We start from the raw sequence: 18,121 nt of genomic DNA on the forward strand, positions 1-18,121 counted from the left end.
GTCGGCACTGGCTGCTCTGCGGATCGCTCCTAGAGGGGTCAGACGCTGGCATCCCAAGGGCAGCGACTGCGACGGGCATCGTCCGCCTCCCCTGCCGCCTTCTGCCAATCGCCGTCCTGCGCGATCGAGTCATTGGAAATAGGCCCGAAAATACCGCCCACGTCCAGCCCGCCCTGCATCGGAAGATCGCGTTCACGCCCCTCCTTCACTGCGGAGATGGCCGCGCGTAACATGCGGCGATAGCGGATGATGGCTACATCGGTTTTGCCCAGATGCTCTTCTGTGCGGTCCTGGATGGCGCCCATGCTTTCCACCGCCCACTGATCGTGTACGTTGATATCAAGACCCATGCCGGTATAGGTCTCGCGCTCCTGCTCCTCGGGGTCATAGCCATAGTTATTGCGCTTGTTCTTCTTCGGCGCATAGCTGGGCAACACGTGCTCCTTCAGGCGCTGCTCGCGCATCAGATCCTTGTCGACCGGTTTGTCGAAACTGGTGAACATCGAATACCAGTAGCAGTTCTCATCATCGATCGGCACATGCCACTGGGTGATGGTCATCTCACGGCTCATCGGGATGCAGATCGCCTCCGGGAAGATCTGGTTGGTCACGCGCACATGGGTGCGCCCGTCCTCCATGTGGCGCAGGGCGGTGATCTTAAGCCCGTGATCTGCCTCGTCGACCTGGATGTCCGGGCGCGGATAATCGCGCAACAGCTTGGTCATCGGGATCTCGGTATTGCCGGCCTTGTCGCGGAACTGCTTGCCATAGCTGTCGGCCGGATCTTCGTCCTGCAGGAAGCGGTGCAGGAAGGAAGCATGAGCCGGGTCAATCCCCACCTCCATCGCCTGAAGCCAGTTGCATTCCCATAGCCCCTTGAAGGCAAAGACATGGGTATCCGGTGCCCGGAAGCAGTCAAAGCTCGGAAATTCAGGAGGCTCCCCCGGGCCCATATAGGCCCAGATGATACCGTTCTTTTCCACCACCGGATAAGAGGCTGTCTGGATCTTCTCGTGCATCCGGCTGCCTTCCGGCTCACCGGGTTGTTCGACACACTGACCAGAGCGATTGAAATGCCAACCGTGGAATGGGCAGCGCAACCCGTTGTCTTCAAGCCGTCCGTAGCACATGTCAGCCCCCCGGTGCGGACAATGCCGTCCGATCAGGCCCAGCTGGCCCTCACTGTCGCGGAACAGCACAAGGTCTTCACCCAACAGGCGCACCGGGACCACCGGCCTGCCCTGCTGTAATTCGTCCAGAAGAGCGGCGGGTTGCCAGTATCTGCGCAAAACTTCTCCGGCATCGCTGCCTTTCCCGACTCGGGTTAGACTGTCGTTGAGTTCCTGGCTGATCATGGTTTCAGTCCTTTTGCTGGCAAGAAAGCGAACAGGGCTTGACAAGGTGCGTTATTCGCACTTTATTGCCTAAATACGAACTACTCGTGCTTGACCCAGCCTTTCATGTCAAGAGCGCACCCTAATTTTGTTTCACAGGCATCAGGCGCATGACCAAGACCCCACAAGATCGAAACATATCTTCCAGCTTTGCCAAAGGCCTGAAGGTTTTGGCCGTGTTCGATGCGGAAACGCCCAGCCTGACCCTTGCTGAAATTGCCCGTCGCACCGGGCAGGACCGGGCGACAGCGCGCCGCGGAGCCTTAACGTTGGTGCAGGCGGGATACCTGCGACAAGACGGGCGGATGCTGTCACTGACCCCGCGTGTCTTGGCTTTGGCAGGCGGGTTCCTTCAGGCAAATCAGTTCGGGCGCCGTGTTCAACCTCTCCTCAACCAGCACGCCCGCGCCCTCGACGCCGGTATCACCCTTTGTATGCTCGATCAGGATCGGGTTCTCGTTCTTGCCCAGTCCACAGTGGATCAGGGCCCGGTGACCTATGGCTTCACCGCTGGAGCTCATATTCCACTGGCGCACACCAGTCTGGGGCGCATGCTCCTGGCCGGGCTGCCAGCAGATGAGATCAACGAGACCTTGTCGCGGGTCCCGATCCCGCGTCACACCGAAACCTCTCTGACCGATCCGGACGCGATCAGTCAGCAAGTCGATCTTGCGCGACAACAAGGCTGGTCGCTGACCGACAGCGAATTTGAGGCCGGCATTCTGGGCATTGCGGTGCCGGTATCGGCCCCCGGGAGGACCCCGATCGTTGTTGGAGCCTCTGTGCCGCGGGGCCAAAGCACTGATAAAGACACCGAGGCGCTGTTGCGTGGCCTGCAAGTCTGCGCTGCGGATCTCAGACAATCACGGGCTGTAGAGGCTTTGTGACAGCGCGGTTTCTCTGCGCGGATATTCAAATTATCACGAAGATTGTTTTCACCCTCTCACACCTTGGAGCCGAGGTGGCAAAGTCTCATAGTCCACGCAACACCCCACCACAACTGAAGGCCGCAGGCACGGATGCGGCACCGGGTCGGCAGCAGGCCATCGAGGGCTAAAGAGAATATGCGCAAAATGACAGACCGCAGTTATTTCACTCCGTCAGGAGGCCACCCTGGACAGGAGCAACTGCTCACCGGGCGCGCCGTGTTCACCGAAGCCTATGCCGTTATTCCCAAAGGCACCATGCAGGACATCGTCACCTCGGTTCTGCCAGGCTGGACAGGCATGCGCATGTGGGTGATTGCCCGCCCTCTCAGCGGATTTGCAGAGACCTTCTCGCAGTATATCGTCGAACTTCAGCCCGGCGGCGGCTCGGACACTCCGGAAACCGACCCACGCGCACAAGGTGGCCTGTTTGTCACTGCGGGAACGCTCGAGCTGACAATCAACGGCGCGGCCCATGTTCTTACCGACGGCGGCTTTGCCTATGTACCGCCGGGCAGTACGTGGTCGCTGCGCAATACGGGCGACAGCCTGGCCTCCTTCCACTGGATCCGGAAGCAGTGGCAGAGTGCGCTGGGGCTGTCCGCCCCTACATTCTTTACGGTAAACGAAAAGGATCTGGCCCCCAACATGATGCCGGGCACCGATGGGCGTTGGGGTACGACACGTTTCATGAACCCCGAAGATCTGGCCCACGACATGCATGTCACCATCGTCACCTTTGAACCCGGCGGCACGATACCTTTTGCGGAAACACATGTGATGGAACACGGCCTGTTCGTGCTGGAAGGTAAGGCCGTCTACCGCCTCAATCAGGACTGGGTAGAGGTCGAGGCCGGGGATTTCATGTGGCTGCGCGCCTTTTGCCCGCAGGCCTGCTATGCAGGCGGACCCGGCCGGTTCCGCTATCTCCTGTACAAGGACGTGAACCGCCACATGCCGTTGTCTTTGCAGGGCTGATACAGCGCTTCCGCTTTTTCGGGCAGGCCCCATTGCAAACCGGCGCAGCTTCGCTAGGCTGCGCCCATATCTTGCCATCAGGAGCCGTCAGATGACTGTTGCTTTTGCCCCGGCCATTCTTCGTACCTTTTGCCTCTGCTGCGCCTTGGGCACAGGAATTTCCGCCGCATCCCCGATTGTCGCTGCAGAGCATGCCCCCAAAAAGGTCACGGTTCTCGGCCGGGATTGGCATGTGGTCCCCTCGGAATCTTATCCTGGCCGCTATGAGGCCACCCGCCTCAATCATGAGCTTGCCCCCTTCCGTCCACCGGCCATGATCGGCGCACGACAGGCGGCACGGGCCTTTCGCGCCGCCACGGGATGCCAGCTGAAACGCAACTCGCTGGTCAAAACCATCTCGGGGACTTACATCGGCGCGCTTCGCTGTCCATCAGACTAGAGCCGCAACGCCTCTGCGTTTCGGCTCCCTCATTTCAAACAGGTCTTGCGCCGGAAATGTCCCTTGGGGGCTACAAGGTCCGGACGGAGAAAACCCATGAAAATCGCCATCAACGGATTTGGTCGCATTGGCCGGGCAATCCTGCGCCAGATCGTCTGCGCGTCAGAACACAAAGACATCGAAGTCGTGCAGATCAACGATATCGCACCGCTCGACCTGTGCGCCTACCTGTTTCAATATGACAGCACCTACGGCCCCTTGCCCGGCGAGGTCGAAACGGAACCGGGCGCGTTGCGCGTCTTGGGCCGCAACATAGCCTTCAGCCGGGAAAGTGATCTGAAGGCTGTTGATCTGTCGGGCGTCGACGTCGTTCTCGAATGCACTGGTATTGCCCGCACGTCAGATGTAGCACGGCGGGGTCTGAAGGCTGGCGCACGAAAAGTTCTCATATCGGGCCCCTCGCCCGCAGCCGAACGCACAATCGTTCTGGGCGCCAATGAGGACACTCTTGGCGACGCGCAGATCGTTTCAAACGCCTCCTGCACCACCAATGGTCTGGCGCCGCTCATTAAGATTCTCGATGATCTGTTCGGGATCGAAACGGCCCATATGACAACGATCCACTGCTACACGAACTCCCAGCCGCTTGTGGATGCTCCGCGCGGCGATTTTGCTCGTTCCCGCAGCGCGGCCATGTCGATGGTGCCCACGACGACCTCAGCCATGCATTTGATTGATGAGGTGCTGCCACACCTCAAGGGGCGCATCAGCGGCGCCGCCGTGCGTGTGCCAACCGCAAGCGTTTCAGCCGTCGATCTGGTCACGCAACTCACAAACCCAGTCGCTACGGAGAATCTGATCAGCACTCTGAAAGCGGCCGTGGACCGCTCGGCCCAGCTTGGCTGGACAGAGTTGCCATTGGTGTCGTCGGATTTGCGCGCCCGGCCTGAATCGCTGATCCTTGCCGCCCCCGAAGCCCGGATCATAGCCAGCAGCCAACTTCGCCTGTTTGGCTGGTACGACAACGAATGGGGGTTCTCTGCCCGCATGCTGGATGTGGCTCGTCTGATGAGCAAGGCCTGACACAGGGCACATAGGCACTCCCGCCCTGGACTGCCGTGCTTTCTGCAAAACCCCACTCCCCCGGCTGAGCCCGGCACCGCGCTAGCGCGGTGCTCCGTCTCCCTGGTTCGCGGACCGCTATGATGTCGTTGGCAACTACCTCTCGCAGCAGCACAGCGACCACGTCACCGGCCGTTGAGACCAGGGACGGGACCCTCCATTGGCACCTACCTCTCAAGGAAGACGTCCGCTACAGGCCACTCTCATTGAAACGGAAAAGCGCCGCGCAAAAGCGCGGCGCCAGGCCCAACTGGACCAGATCATCTTTGATGATCGCAGACCAGGCGGGAGCACCCTGCGCCCGCCTGGACATTCATTTCCCGCCCAGACTACCTTGTCCGCGTCCAGCCAAACCGCCTGAGACTTCTTCGGTTGCACTGTCCGCCAACTCTTCGGGTAGAACGAGGTTTAGAACGATGGCAATCACCGCAGCGGGCAACAGGCCGCTGGTCATCAGGATGCGCAAAGTATCCGGGAGGTATTGCACCGCGCCTGGCTCCAACTGAAGGCCCAGCCCAACAGAAAGTGAGATTGCAAAGACCACCATGTTGCGCCGGTTCCAGTTCACGTCCGACAGCATCGAGATTCCTGCCGCGACCACCATGCCGAACATGACAATGACGCCTCCGCCCAGCACCTCGATCGGAATGGTGCGGATGATTGCACCGACCTTGGGCACCAACCCGCAGATGATCAGGAAGATCGCGCCACAGGTCACCACATGGCGGCTCATCACTCCCGTCATGGCGATAAGTCCCACGTTCTGGCTGAACGAGGTATTGGGCAAGCCTCCAAACACCCCTGCGACCGCGGAGCCAAGACCATCGGCATAGGTGGCCCCCGCGATCTCTTTGTCCGTCGCCTCTCGGCCCGCGCCACCACGGGTGATGCCACTGACATCGCCAACGGTCTCTACCGCCGAAACAAAGGCCATCAGACAGAACCCGATGATGGCTGCAAAGGAAAACTCGAACCCGTATTTGAAGGGAACCGGCAGCGCAAAGCCAGCCGCGCGCGACCAGCTGTTGCCGATGACGTCAAAGCTCACCATTCCCACCGTCAGCGCGTAGATGTAACCCACCAGCAGCCCTAGAAGCACTGCGGATACAGACAACATGCCACGGGCAAAGAACTTGAGCCCGAGCGTCGCGACGATCACCACCAACGCCGCTGACCAGTTCAAGAGCGATCCATACTCCGGCTTTCCTATCGCAGGCACACCGCCAGCGGCATATTGAATGCCGACCTTCACCAGGGCGAGCCCAATCATGGTCACGACCAAACCGGTGACCAAAGGCGGCAAAGCAAAGCGGATCTTGCCGATGAACAGGCCTAACACTGCATGGAACACGCCCCCGATCAGCACGCCACCATAAAGCGCGCCCAGCGCATCCACGCCTTTTCCCGCCACCAGCGGAATCATGATCGGCAAAAAGGCAAAACTGGTCCCCTGCACGATCGGAAGGGCAGCCCCCACCGGCCCCAGCGTGATGGTCTGCAGTAGCGTTGCAACACCGGCAAAGAGCATGGACATCTGTATGAGATACAACAGCTCGGGAAAATCCGGCGAGTTTGAGCCAAACCCGAACCCGGCAGCCCCGGCAACAATGATGGCCGGGGTAACATTTGAAACAAACATCGCAAGCACGTGCTGGATCCCAAGCGGTATCGCTTGGCTCAGTGGCGGCGTGTAGTTCGGATCGCGCAGCTGCGCTGGCGTTCCTATGGAGCCATCGGCCATTTTCATATTCCCTCTTCTGTTGGCATTTTGTGTTATTTTGTTCCGCCTCTTCTCGGGCAGATAAAAACGCTAGAGAGGGACGTGTCAGGCGCGCCTCACCTCATAGGGCGTATCGAACCAGTGCTCCTGCAGGTTGGCACCTGCCCCGATCCTGTCCACCACCGCAAAAAGACCGGGCGCGCGCAGGGGCGTCAACACACCATGCCAGATTCCGCGGTGAAAATTGATGGCCTGCCCCGGCTTTGTCTCAAACGCCAGCGGAGCGCCCGGGCCAGTGCCTAAATCCTCGGCAACCACGACAAGAAAGCCGTGTTCGCTCATGGGGATAAAGGCCTGGCTCCCGTCCGGGTGGCGCTCAACCATCTCAAGCTTCAGGGGCAGCGTTCTGGGCTCAGCATTGAAAAGACTCAGTCCGGCGCGCCCATCAGCAAAATCCATCTGCGCCCGATCATGGTAGCGTCCACAACGCCCCTGGTTGATGATCTTGTCGGGCGCACCGGAGGTATCGATCACATCTCCGAAGGGAAGAAAGGCCTCAGAACTGATCGGCCGGATCTTGATGACTCGGCTCATGGCAGAAGGTCCTTGAGGCGAAACTCGGCAATCCGCTCCACCTGATGACACGCCTCATCGAATTCCTCAGCCCGGTCATTGCCGATCCGCCGTTCGAAGGCCGCCAGAATGCTCGCCTTGTCATGATCGCGCACGGCGATGATGAACGGAAAACCATGTTTCTCCATGTAGGCCGCGTTCAAGCGGGTAAAGCGCTCTCGCTCTGCATCCGTGAGAGCATCAAGCCCCGCGCTTGCCTGTTCAGAGGTGCTTTCGGCCGTAAGGCGCTTGGCCGCCGCGAGTTTACCGGCCAAATCAGGGTGGGCGGTCAAGACGCCCAGGCGTTCCACTTCGCTGGCCGAACGGAACACACGACACAGCGCGTTGTGCAGACCGATCGCCGTGTCATGAGCTGCGCCCAGTTCCAGCTCGAAGGCCCGATCCGCGACCCACGCGGAATGCTCAAATACTCCTCCATATGCAGCGACGAAATCCTCGCGCTCCATCCGACTGGGCAAATTGCGGCGCTGGTGGGGATGCACACGCGCCCAATGCTCGGCGACATCGATCCGCCGCGGACACCAAACTCCTTCGAAACCCTTGATGTATTCAATAAAGCGCTTCAGTCCAGCAGCCTTGCCCGGTCGCCCGATTAGACGGCAATGAAGGCCGACAGACATCATCTTTGGCGCGCCTGCCTCACCCTCGGCATAAAGGACATCAAACGCATCCTTCAGATACTGAAAGAACTGCTCACCGGTGATGTACCCCGGAGCTGTTGCAAACCGCATGTCGTTGGCTTCCAGCGTGTAGGGGATGATCAACTGGTCGCGGTTCCCCACTTCCAGCCAATAAGGCAGATCATCATCGTAGGTGTCAGAGATATAGTCAAAACCACCCTCCTCGGCGACAAGGCGCACAGTGTTGACGCTGCAGCGACCCGTGTACCAGCCACGCGGACGAGTGCCGACAACCTCGGCATGCAGCCGAACCGCCTCGGCAATCGCAGCGCGCTCTGCGTCCTCCGGCATATCCTTGTGCTCCACCCACTTCAGCCCGTGTGATGCAATCTCCCAATTTGCATCTTTCATCGCCGCAACCTGCTCTGGTGAGCGTGCAAGGGCGGTCGCAACCCCATAGATCGTCACCGGTATATCGGCGCCAGTGAACATGCGGTGCAGCCGCCAGAAGCCTGCGCGCGCGCCGTACTCGTATATCGACTCCATGTTCCAATGGCGCTGTCCGGGCCAGGGCGCCGCACCGGCAATGTCCGACAGAAAGGCCTCAGAAGCCGCATCACCGTGTAGAACAGAGTTCTCACCGCCCTCTTCATAGTTCAGAACGAATTGCACGGCGATCTTCGCCCCCCCAGGCCAAGCCGCGTCCGGAGGTGTCGCCCCATAGCCAATCATGTTGCGGGGATATCTGATCATAACGGTATCTCTTTCGTCAGGGCGCCAAGGCTGGGTCAACCGCGAGTTTCCTTTTATTATGGCAGAAGACGAGACGTTTTTTTCAAAATTTCACGAATGCACTGTCAATCGCATGCGGTTTGCCGAATGCTCGGGCTTGGTGCAGGAAGTTGCTGCATAACAAGACATCACTTCATTCAGGCTTTGACTGAGGGAGCCCCTATGACTGGATACCTGACCACACATGTTCTGGATACTGCCCGCGGCTGCCCAGCTGCCGGAATGACAATAACACTCTTCCGCGTCGAGGGCGCACGCCGTGAAGCGCTCGCCGAGATGACGACCAACTCGGACGGACGCACAGACAGCCCCATCCTGCCGCAGAACGGTTTCGGTGTCGGCACCTATGAGCTGGAGTTTGACGCAGGCGCCTATCTGCGCGCCACCGGACAGGCGAGTGAGGATCCTTTGTTCCTTGATACGGTTCCCATCCGCTTTGGCATCAGCGACGCAGACGCACATTACCATGTGCCGCTTCTGCTCTCGCCCTTTGGCTACTCCACCTACCGCGGCAGTTAGGCTCCCCAGCCACAAATCACCGGGTCAAGGGAGGCGCAGCCTGCGCGCACCGCGCGCCTTGCCCTTAAGGCGGTGGTTTGTGGGAGCCACTGGAAAGGGCGCGTTCAGGGCAGACCTGCCCCTGAACCGCTTTTCAGCATTGTCTTAGCGCTGCGCAGCAGCGCCTCATCGTCAAGAAGCGCCGCAACGCAGCCTGCGCTGAACGGCAGCGACTCACTGCAATTACGGGCCGCAACGCGGCGCCCGGCCCAACTCTGGGCCCGACACAATTAAACAAGATCTGTACGGGCTTCGGCCTCTTTGATGACACGGGCCATTCGCTCAGTCATAAAATCCATAAACAGTCGCGTCTTTGGATCCTGATGGCGACGATGCGTATATAGGCAAGCCATCTGAACCGGCACCGGCAGCGTCTTCGTTGCCACAGGCAGCAGACGCCCCGCTGACAGATGCGTCGCAACCTCAAACACCGGTTTCAGCGCAATCCCCTCACCCGCCAAAGCCCAATCGGTCAGCACATCCCCGTCGTCACATTCATGGCGCCCGGATACGGCAAACCGCTGCGGGCCTTCGGCCGTCTCCAGCATCCACTGGAACTCGCTGGCACCGGGATAGCGCAGATTGAGACAATTGTGCCCGTCTCGTAGTAGCGCCGCGCCATCTGTCGGCATCCCTCTCCTGTTGATGTAGTCAGGCGCCGCACATAGAACCCTCCGGCAATCGGCGATCTTGCGGATTTTCAGGTTGCTGTCCGCAGGCTGACCAAGAAAGAACGCCAGATCCAGGCCTTCCGTTGTCAGATCCACGGCACGATCCGACAGGCGCAAACGCATGTTGATCTCAGGGTACTCAGCCAGGAATTCCGGCACCTGCGGCGCAACCAGCCGCCGCCCCATCCCCAAAGGCGCCGCAACAAACAGGGTACCGCGCGGCGCATCGGTCAGGTGCATCACCTTTGCTTCGGCCTGATCCACCGCCTCCAGCACCGAGACCGCACCCGGATAAAACGCCTGCCCCTGTTCGGTTGGAGACAGGTTGCGCGTGGTGCGCTGAAACAATCGTACGCCCAGATAATCCTCAAGCTGCGAAATTCGTGCCGAAGTTACAGCCGGTGAGATCCTCAGATCCCGCCCCGCCGCCGACATGGAGCCAAGCTCATAGACACGGACAAAGGTGCGGATATTGTCGAGATAAGACATGGGGCGGCTCGCCATTCTTCCATGATTTTTGATACAGCTTGGGATTTATCTGCAATACCGAAGAAAAGCCGCTTTGCCTAGTGTGCAGCGGCGGCACAAATCAGGGACTTTTGCGCATGTATGAACTTGTGATGATGTGGGATTGGCTGGGCTTTGCGATCCGCTGGCTGCATGTGATCACGGCCATCGCCTGGATCGGATCCTCTTTCTACTTCATCGCGCTGGATCTGGGCCTGCGCAAGGCGCCCGACCTGCCCGTCGGCGCCCATGGCGAGGAATGGCAGGTCCATGGCGGCGGCTTTTACCACATCCGCAAGTATCTGGTGGCGCCCTCCGAGATGCCCGAGCATCTCACCTGGTTCAAATGGGAAAGCTATTCCACCTGGCTCTCTGGGTTTGCCCTATTGATGGTGGTCTATTGGGCAGGCGGAGAGCTCTACCTTATCGACCAGTCAAAGGCGGACCTGACCCTCTGGCAGGGGATCTTGATCTCCGCGGCTACCCTATCGATCGGCTGGATCGTCTACGACCAGCTCTGCAAGTCGGGTCTGGCCGAACGTCCCACCCTGTTGATGGTCCTGCTCTTTGTGCTCTTGGTGGCGATGGGATGGGGCCTCAACCAGGTTTTCACCGGCCGCGCCATGATGCTGCACCTTGGCGCCTTTACCGCCACCATCATGACAGCCAACGTCTTTTTCATCATCATGCCGAACCAGCGCATCGTTGTGAAAGACCTGCAAGAGGGGCGCATGCCAGACGCAAAGTACGGCAAGATCGCCAAGCTGCGCTCGACCCATAACAACTACCTGACCCTGCCGGTCATCTTTCTGATGCTCTCCAACCATTACCCTCTGGCCTTTGCCAGCGATTACAACTGGCTGATCGCAGCGCTGGTCTTTCTGATGGGGGTGACGATCCGGCACTACTTCAACACACGCCACGCCCGCGCGGGCAATCCCACCTGGACCTGGCTTGTGACAGTACTGCTGTTTCTTGGCGTGATCATCTTGTCGACTGCAGGCCTCGAATACGAAGGCGACGAAGAGACCGACACAGCCGACCTGACCGGAACCGCCCTTGTCATGGCCAACACCGCGGGTTTTGACGAAGTGCATGAGATCGTCATGGGCCGCTGCAGCATGTGCCATGCGCGCGAGCCCTTCTGGGACGGGATTCGCACGGCACCCAAAGGCGTCCTGCTTGAGACAGGGGCCGATGTTGCCCGTCGTGCACGGGAAATCTATCTGCAGGCCGGCCTTACCCATGCCATGCCCCCGGCCAACATCACTTATATGGAGCCCGAGGACCGCGCCGCCATCCGTCGCTGGTTCCGCGCTGCGCAAATGTAAGTATCCCGGCTCTTGGCGCCGATCCGCCAAGCCGTCTCCGCAGCCGCGCATTTGATACCTTGGCGCCTTTACCTCGACACGCTCTGTGGTACGGTCTGGGCTACTGCACGGGTTCTAAGAACCCCGCCCAAAATCGTCCGCCGCTGCCCGGAGAGCCGATGCCGTCAAAACCGAAAGCCCGCACCGCCCTCAAGGGTTTGGTGCCAGTTTTGCTGACCTGCGCGGCCCTGTCCGTCGCTCCGGCCTACGGCGCTGAGACACGACTTTCTGCGCCTGGGGCGCCTGCAGAGCTGACGACGCGCCTGACAGAGGCTTCCGCCGTTCTGTCTGCGGCTCAGGACAGTGACGTGCAGGACCTCTTGGCTGCGGCCTTGTCGGATTACCGCACCTTGGTTCAGGTGCTTTACGATGCCGGGCACTTTGCCCCTGTTGTCGATATTCGTCTGGACGGGCGTGAAGCTGCGCGCATCGATCCCATTAACCCGCCCCGACGCATCGATGAGATCGAAATAACCGTCGATGTCGGCCCACTGTTTACGTTTGGCAGAACCGAGATTGTGCCCTTGCCACAGGACAGCGACACCGAATTGCCCCAAGGATTTGCCAGCGGCGCGCCCGCCAGCACAGGCGCAATCCGCGATGCCGCCAACAGTGGCATCCGCGCCTGGCGGCGCGCGGGTCATGCAAAGGCCACGCTTGGACCACAAAGGATCACGGCTGACCACCGCAAGGCCACCCTTGATGCACGGCTGACCATCCGCCCCGGTCAGCGCCTGCGCTTTGGAGATATGGCCGTGTCGGGGCCTAGCCGCGTCCGTGAGGACGTCATTCGCAAGATCGCCGGTTTTCCAAAAGGCGAAACCTATCACCCCGATCTGATCACACGGTCTGCGGCCCGTCTGCGCCGGACCGGTACTTTCTCCTCGGTCTCTTTCCAGGAAGCGGAAAAGGCGCAGCCAGATGGTACGATCAACTTCACCGCGACGGTCGAGGACATGCCGCCCCGCAGGCTAACCTTTGGTGCTGAGGTGAGTTCGACCGAAGGACTGTCTGTCACCACAAGCTGGATGCACCGAAACCTTTTTGGCGGCGCCGAGAAACTACGGTTCGAGGCGCGCATCAGTGGCATTGGCGGCAGTGACGATATCGACGGGCGTGTTGCCCTGCGGCTTGATCGACCCGCGACGCTGGGACCTGATGACAACATATTTTACATGACCGAGGCCGAAAGCCTGGATCAGGAGCATTTCACCGCCGTTCATGGCATGGGTGGTATCGGCGTACGACGGGTCTACTCGGACCAGCTTTATGGCGAAGCTGTGCTTGGGTTCGATTCGATACTGGCCACCGATGCCTTTGGCAAACGCCGCTTCAAATACGTCTTTGCAAGTCTGCGGGCGGAATTCGACGGGCGCGACAGTGCGACGGAGCCTTCCAAAGGCCTGTTCATGAGCGGGAGGGTTTCGCCCTTTTTTGGCGCCGATGGGGGCGATCCGGGCATTCAGGTGACTCTGGATGCTAGAAGCTATCTCGGACTTGGCCAAGATGATCGCATCATCCTGGCGGGACGGGCGCAGCTCGGCTCGGTCATTGGCCCGTCCCACAGCGGCACCTCCCCCACCATGCTGTTCTTTTCCGGCGGTGGTGGCACTGTACGCGGGCATGAGTATCAGTCTCTCGGCGTGCCCGTGGCGGGCGGTACCGCAGGCGGCCGCGGCTTCCTGGCCCTTTCGGGCGAAATCCGCGGGAGGGTCACTGACAAGATCTCTGTCGTCGGCTTTTACGATCACGCCTATGTTGACGCGGACAGCTTCATCACGAGCAGCTCTACAAGCCATTCTGGCGCAGGGCTTGGCCTCCGGTATTCGATTGCGGGCATCGGTTCCATCCGGGTCGATCTGGCTTACCCTGTCACTGGTGGCAACGAAGACGGCGCACAACTCTACATTGGCATAGGACAGGCATTTTGAGTTTTTTTGGCCATTTCTTCGCCCGGAGCCTCCTGCTGGTCGCCGCCATGATCGGTAGCCTGCCGACCTCAGCCCCTGCGCAAGAGCGGGCATCCGCGGACAGCGACGGATTCCTTGTCGGCTTTCTGGAAGATACGCTCTCTGGCGACAGCCGCTATATCTCGGTCGAGGGGCTGACGGGCGCGCTATCGTCCGAGGCTACGATAAAGCGCCTGACCGTGGCGGATGACGACGGCGTATGGCTGATCCTTGATGAGGCAAAGCTGGATTGGAATCGCCTTGCGCTGATCCAAGGTCGGTTTTCCGTGAATACGCTCAGCGCCGCGGCGATCACTGTCACCCGTACGCCGAACCCCGTCCCTGAAGATCCCGCTCTGCCCTCGCCCGAGGCAACGCCTTTCGCCTTGCCCGATCTGCCTGTTGCGGTGGAAGTGGGAGAGATCCGTGTCTCACGCATTGATCTAGGAGAGGATATTCTGGGCCAGTCATCCAGCCTAGCTATCAACGGCGCTTTGACGCTGGCCGACGGGACTCTCAGCTCCAAGCTGGAAATCGCCCGGCTCGACAAACCCGGAGACCGGCTGTCGCTGATAGCTGGATATGTCTCATCGACACGACAGATTGATCTGGATCTGACCCTGTCAGAATCCGCGGACGGGCTGATCGCCACGGCACTAGACCTACCCGGGCGGCCAAACCTGCAACTTGTCGCCAAAGGCAGCGGCCCGGTCAGTGATTTTGCCGCGGAGATTGGCCTAAGCAGCAACGGGCAGGATCGCCTCGCAGGACAGGTTGTTCTGTCCACACCATCACAGCCGACGCAGGAGCCGAGTTCGAACACGAATGAGCCAGTCGTGCGGACCTCTGCCATATCCTTTAGGGCAGACCTGTCTGGTGATATCGATCCGCTTCTCAAACCGGACTACCGCCCCTTCTTCGGGCCTGGACTGCGACTGGTGGTGCGAGGGCAGACCGAGAATGATGGTGGCCTTTCCATTGATACGCTTGCGCTGAACACGCAGGCACTGCGCGTAACCGGCTCCCTTGCAAGCGGCGCCGCGGGACGGCTCGAGACCGCAAACCTGAAAGCCGCGATCACGCCGCCCGCGGGAAATGCAGCGATCATCCTGCCCATACCTGGCGCCAGTACCACGCTGGCGGGCGCTGACATGTCGCTGCAGAAGACCGCTGCCGGGCATTGGGCGTTATCAGGCGACCTGCGGCAGCTTTCGCGTCCGGAGGCGAACCTTTCCGAGGCCACGCTGCGCGCCTCAGGGACCATGGTGGCTGCGGGCGACGGCGCTGAGGGCACTGTTCTGGATGGCCAGATTCAGCTCGACGTCAGCGGAGTTGACTTGCGCGACACGGCACTGGCGGCAGCTGTGGGGGACCGGATTACGCTGGAGACCGGGCTGAGCACGAAAGGCGACTCTGCCTTTCGGCTGACGGACCTACAGCTAGAAGGCACTGATTACCGGCTGGTGGGAGATGTCGCTTTTTCAGGCCTTGATACCGGGATGAAGATCACTGCGGATCTGGATGCGGCAGCATCAGACCTGTCGCGTTTCTCGCTCCTAGCACAAAACCAGCTTGGCGGCGCAATGCAGGCCAGAATCAAAGGCACTGCAACCCCTCTGTGGGGTGGGTTCGATGCCGACATCACGTTGATTAGCCGGGATCTGAGCGCAGGCATTGCCCAGATCGATCCTCTTCTTTCCGGTACCATTACGACGCGCCTTGTCGCAGCGCGAGGGGAAGAAGGCATACGTATCGACCACTTCGAGCTGGCCGGAGACAACCTCTCGGCGACGGCAGAGGGCACATTGAACAGCTCGTCCGGCTCATTGATCGCAAGCGCAAGGATGGAACATCTTGAGCGTCTGGTGCCGGAAGCCCCCGGACCGCTTGAGCTTTCGACCACCCTGACCCGCAACGCAGATACGCTGTCCGGCAATATACGGCTAAAGGGGCCGCATTCCTCAAATGCTACAGTAAACGGAGAACTCAGCCTGAGCGGAGACGCCCGATTTGATTTTGATGCGGCCCTGAACGAGTTGGAACGCTTCGTTCCAGAACTCGCCGGGGCAGTTCGGGCGCAAGGCACCGCACAGCGCGACGACGGTCTGTGGCGCCTCAGCGCCACAGCGACCGCGCCGGCACAGACCACGGTGGATGTCGCGGGTACGTATTCCGAGACAAGCGGCAGCATCGATGCCACTGCCTCAGGTCAACTGAGGCTGGAGGGCGCCAATCCTTTTATCAAACCCAACCTGGCCAAGGGTAGCGCGCGCTTTGATCTTGCCATGAAAGGCCCGCCCGCTGTGGAGAGCCTTTCCGGGACGATTTCGACGACCGGATCGGTTCTTGCCCTGCCATCGGCCGGTCAGCGCATCGACGCCATCAACGCCAGCCTCTCACTTGGTAACAGCCGGGCCCAGGTGCAGGTCACCGCAAGCCCGGGCGCCAGCGGCACGGTTCAGATCAGCGGCCCGCTGTCCCTGGCCCCGCCCTTCCAAAGCGATCTGAGTATCGGCATTCGCGATCTCGTCATGACCGACCATCTCAGTTATGACACCCGCCTGAACGGCGACCTGAGACTGAATGGCGCCCTGGCCAGCAACAGCAGCCTGCGGGGGAGAATTGACGTTGGCGAGACAAATATCAACCTCAACACCGCCGCCGGATCGGTCACCGCCGCCCCCATACCAACGATTTCGCATATTGGCGCATCCCAAGCGGTTCAGGCCACAAGGGAGCGTGCGGGCCTGATTGAAAGCACACAAGCCCGGTCATCAAGCAGAGTGTCCCGAACCGCACTCGATGTGGTGATTGATGCGCCACGAAAAGTCTTTGCTCGCGGGCGCGGCCTGCGTGCGGAGATGGGCGGGCGTATTCACTTGCGCGGCAGCACAAACCAGATCAGCCCATCCGGTCAAATCGGCCTGATCCGCGGAAGTTTTGACATCCTCGGGCGCCGCCTGACCCTGGACGAGGGACAGATCACGCTTCTGGGCAACCTGACACCCTATCTTGATTTCCGCTCGTCGGCGCAGACCGAACAGGGCAGCGCCACCCTCAGCATTTCGGGCCTCATTGATGCCCCAGAGATCGTCGTCACCTCAGAGCCTCCCCGCCCCAGCGAAGAGGCATTGGCCTTGCTACTCTTTGGTGACAACATCAAGGATCTGTCTCCCCTAGCGCTTGCGCGACTTGCCTCGTCTGCCTTGACGCTGAGCGGGCGCAGCGGCAAAGCCACTCAAACCCTGCGCAACAGTACGGGCGCAGACGATGCAGATATCGGGATGGACCAGCTGGGCGCCGGACAATTGGGCCTGGGCGGTTATATCGCTGAAAACATTTACACCGATCTGGACGTGAATACGCGCGGCGAAAGCGAGTTGAGCCTCAACCTGGACGTCACCGATAACCTGACCGTAACAGGCAAGGTCGACAGCGTCGGTGAATCCGGTCTCGGGATTTTTTTCAAGCGAGATTACTGAGCCGCGCCCTTGCCGCCTCAATGGCGTATCTGGCAGTTCCGCTCACCCCAGCGGCATCGTCGGTGATCAGCCAGAGCGGGACTTCGGCCGCACGCTGCGAGAGCTTGCCCCATGGTTCGGCAAATGCGCTCAGGAACTCGGTCCGGGCATCCGTACCCAAGACGCCGCGGGCCACGCTGCCCGCTAAGAATAACCCCTGCCCTGGCATGTAACCCGGCACCAATTCACGGCTGAACAAACCGAGGAGCCGCGCCCAGATCGGGATCGTGCGTTCTGCCGGATGGCCTGGAACCTTGTCGCGATATGCCGATACGATCTGGCTGCCCTCTTCCGAAGGGTCCCCGCCCAGCGCACGGTGGAGACGCACAAGACCACGGCCGGAAAACAGCTCTTCCACGCTGGCAAAGCCGTGCACCTCTTTTCCCACAGCATGCGACAATTCCCTTGCAACGGTTTCTGGCAGGCTCGCATGTCCAAGTTCGGCCTCAACCGTGTGCCCCGCAGCCGACAAGGCCACGTTGAAACCGGTACCGACCCCGGCAACCAGCGCCTGCCCGCCCTGCTGCCTCCCCGCCCTAAGGGAGGAAAGTTGACCGGGCATCAGAACCGGCAGTGCGTGCCCCAATGCGGCAAGGTCATTGATGACATCAACACGGCCATCGCAAGCCAGCGGCAGACAGTTCTGCAAATCCCGCGCAGTGCCATGCCAGTCCCGATTGGTCAGGCGATAGGCCTCGCCAAAGACCGGCCCAGCCACGGCCAGACAGCATCCGCCGAGAGTCGGCAAATCGGGTTGTTCGCAATAGGCGGCGAGTACCTCCTCCAGTGAGGAGTAGCTATCGTTGGAAAAATGCTTGAGCGCGGTCACACCAATCTCAGGACCCGCAAGCGCCAATCGGGTATTGCTGCCTCCGACATCGCCGACAAGCACGGTCAGATCCGTTGCCATTACACCCACCC

General features: G+C 60.3%; 14 protein-coding genes. 8 read left to right on the forward strand and 6 right to left on the reverse strand.

The features are described 5' to 3' along the window. Positions 1–38: 38 nt before the first annotated feature. Positions 39–1,355, reverse strand: coding sequence for an aromatic ring-hydroxylating dioxygenase subunit alpha (locus INS80_RS17375; RefSeq protein WP_192966832.1), 1,317 nt, complete (start codon positions 1,353–1,355; stop codon positions 39–41). Between the two features lie 149 nt (positions 1,356–1,504). Here INS80_RS17375 and INS80_RS17380 point away from each other — a divergent pair, with 149 nt between their 5' ends. From INS80_RS17380 to INS80_RS17395, 4 genes are all read left to right on the forward strand, one after another. Next, positions 1,505–2,281, forward strand: a complete 777-nt coding sequence (locus tag INS80_RS17380; RefSeq protein WP_192966833.1) for an IclR family transcriptional regulator — start codon at positions 1,505–1,507, stop codon at positions 2,279–2,281. Positions 2,282–2,467: 186 nt separating this feature from the next. Further along, positions 2,468–3,298 carry a bifunctional allantoicase/(S)-ureidoglycine aminohydrolase gene (locus INS80_RS17385; protein ID WP_192966834.1) on the forward strand — a complete coding sequence of 277 codons (831 nt, stop codon included), beginning with the start codon at positions 2,468–2,470 and terminating at the stop codon, positions 3,296–3,298. A gap of 91 nt (positions 3,299–3,389) precedes the next feature. After that, positions 3,390–3,737, forward strand: coding sequence for a hypothetical protein (locus INS80_RS17390; RefSeq protein ID WP_192966835.1), 348 nt, complete (start codon positions 3,390–3,392; stop codon positions 3,735–3,737). Positions 3,738–3,833: 96 nt separating this feature from the next. Continuing rightward, entirely contained in the window at positions 3,834–4,820 is a 987-nt protein-coding gene (locus INS80_RS17395) for a type I glyceraldehyde-3-phosphate dehydrogenase (RefSeq protein ID WP_192966836.1), read from the forward strand. Positions 4,821–5,172: 352 nt separating this feature from the next. Here the strand turns inward: INS80_RS17395 and INS80_RS17400 are convergent, their stop codons facing one another. The 3 genes from INS80_RS17400 to puuE form a co-directional block, all read right to left on the reverse strand. Further along, positions 5,173–6,600 (reverse strand): uracil-xanthine permease family protein, encoded by a 1,428-nt coding sequence (locus tag INS80_RS17400; protein ID WP_192967326.1) that lies wholly within the window; start codon positions 6,598–6,600, stop codon positions 5,173–5,175. Positions 6,601–6,684: 84 nt separating this feature from the next. After that, a complete protein-coding gene (locus tag INS80_RS17405) occupies positions 6,685–7,173 on the reverse strand; it encodes an ureidoglycolate lyase (protein ID WP_192966837.1) in 489 nt (162 codons plus the stop codon). Next, positions 7,170–8,585: an allantoinase PuuE gene (gene puuE, locus INS80_RS17410; RefSeq protein ID WP_192966838.1), complete on the reverse strand. Its 1,416-nt coding sequence runs from the start codon at positions 8,583–8,585 to the stop codon at positions 7,170–7,172. Before puuE ends, INS80_RS17405 begins: the two co-directional genes overlap by 4 nt. A 201-nt stretch (positions 8,586–8,786) precedes the next feature. On the opposite strand from puuE, the gene uraH reads away from it, so the two are divergent. Further along, positions 8,787–9,143: a hydroxyisourate hydrolase gene (uraH, locus tag INS80_RS17415; RefSeq protein ID WP_192966839.1), complete on the forward strand. Its 357-nt coding sequence runs from the start codon at positions 8,787–8,789 to the stop codon at positions 9,141–9,143. Between the two features lie 269 nt (positions 9,144–9,412). On the opposite strand, the gene INS80_RS17420 is transcribed toward uraH, so the two are convergent. Beyond that, a complete protein-coding gene (locus INS80_RS17420; RefSeq protein WP_192966840.1) occupies positions 9,413–10,342 on the reverse strand; it encodes a LysR family transcriptional regulator in 930 nt (309 codons plus the stop codon). 116 nt (positions 10,343–10,458) lie between these two features. On the opposite strand from INS80_RS17420, the gene INS80_RS17425 reads away from it, so the two are divergent. The 3 genes from INS80_RS17425 to INS80_RS17435 all read left to right on the forward strand — a co-directional run bounded on the left by INS80_RS17425 (position 10,459) and on the right by INS80_RS17435 (position 17,161). Beyond that, positions 10,459–11,691, forward strand: coding sequence for a urate hydroxylase PuuD (locus INS80_RS17425; protein WP_192966841.1), 1,233 nt, complete (start codon positions 10,459–10,461; stop codon positions 11,689–11,691). Between the two features lie 158 nt (positions 11,692–11,849). Next, a complete protein-coding gene (locus INS80_RS17430) occupies positions 11,850–13,661 on the forward strand; it encodes an autotransporter assembly complex protein TamA (protein ID WP_192966842.1) in 1,812 nt (603 codons plus the stop codon). Positions 13,662–13,708: 47 nt separating this feature from the next. Beyond that, positions 13,709–17,161, forward strand: a complete 3,453-nt coding sequence (locus tag INS80_RS17435) for a translocation/assembly module TamB domain-containing protein (protein ID WP_192967327.1) — start codon at positions 13,709–13,711, stop codon at positions 17,159–17,161. Here INS80_RS17435 and INS80_RS17440 read toward each other — a convergent pair. Further along, complete coding sequence (locus tag INS80_RS17440) at positions 17,145–18,110, reverse strand: glucokinase (RefSeq protein WP_192966843.1); 966 nt, start codon at positions 18,108–18,110, stop codon at positions 17,145–17,147. The two genes, INS80_RS17435 and INS80_RS17440, sit on opposite strands and share 17 nt — an antisense overlap. Positions 18,111–18,121 lie beyond the last annotated feature (11 nt).

The sequence above is a fragment of the Phycobacter azelaicus genome (genome assembly GCF_014884385.1).
GTDB lineage: Bacteria > Pseudomonadota > Alphaproteobacteria > Rhodobacterales > Rhodobacteraceae > Phycobacter > Phycobacter azelaicus.

Coding starts and splice junctions, on each gene's coding strand:
- INS80_RS17405 (WP_192966837.1), bottom strand. CDS start 7,173: ATGAGCCGAGTCATCAAGATCCGGCCGATCAGTTCTGAGGCCTTTCTT.
- INS80_RS17390 (WP_192966835.1), top strand. CDS start 3,390: ATGACTGTTGCTTTTGCCCCGGCCATTCTTCGTACCTTTTGCCTCTGC.
- INS80_RS17395 (WP_192966836.1), top strand. CDS start 3,834: ATGAAAATCGCCATCAACGGATTTGGTCGCATTGGCCGGGCAATCCTG.
- INS80_RS17375 (WP_192966832.1), bottom strand. CDS start 1,355: ATGATCAGCCAGGAACTCAACGACAGTCTAACCCGAGTCGGGAAAGGC.
- INS80_RS17400 (WP_192967326.1), bottom strand. CDS start 6,600: ATGGCCGATGGCTCCATAGGAACGCCAGCGCAGCTGCGCGATCCGAAC.
- INS80_RS17430 (WP_192966842.1), top strand. CDS start 11,850: ATGCCGTCAAAACCGAAAGCCCGCACCGCCCTCAAGGGTTTGGTGCCA.
- INS80_RS17420 (WP_192966840.1), bottom strand. CDS start 10,342: ATGTCTTATCTCGACAATATCCGCACCTTTGTCCGTGTCTATGAGCTT.
- INS80_RS17440 (WP_192966843.1), bottom strand. CDS start 18,110: ATGGCAACGGATCTGACCGTGCTTGTCGGCGATGTCGGAGGCAGCAAT.
- puuE (WP_192966838.1), bottom strand. CDS start 8,585: ATGATCAGATATCCCCGCAACATGATTGGCTATGGGGCGACACCTCCG.
- uraH (WP_192966839.1), top strand. CDS start 8,787: ATGACTGGATACCTGACCACACATGTTCTGGATACTGCCCGCGGCTGC.
- INS80_RS17425 (WP_192966841.1), top strand. CDS start 10,459: ATGTATGAACTTGTGATGATGTGGGATTGGCTGGGCTTTGCGATCCGC.
- INS80_RS17385 (WP_192966834.1), top strand. CDS start 2,468: ATGACAGACCGCAGTTATTTCACTCCGTCAGGAGGCCACCCTGGACAG.
- INS80_RS17435 (WP_192967327.1), top strand. CDS start 13,709: ATGATCGGTAGCCTGCCGACCTCAGCCCCTGCGCAAGAGCGGGCATCC.
- INS80_RS17380 (WP_192966833.1), top strand. CDS start 1,505: ATGACCAAGACCCCACAAGATCGAAACATATCTTCCAGCTTTGCCAAA.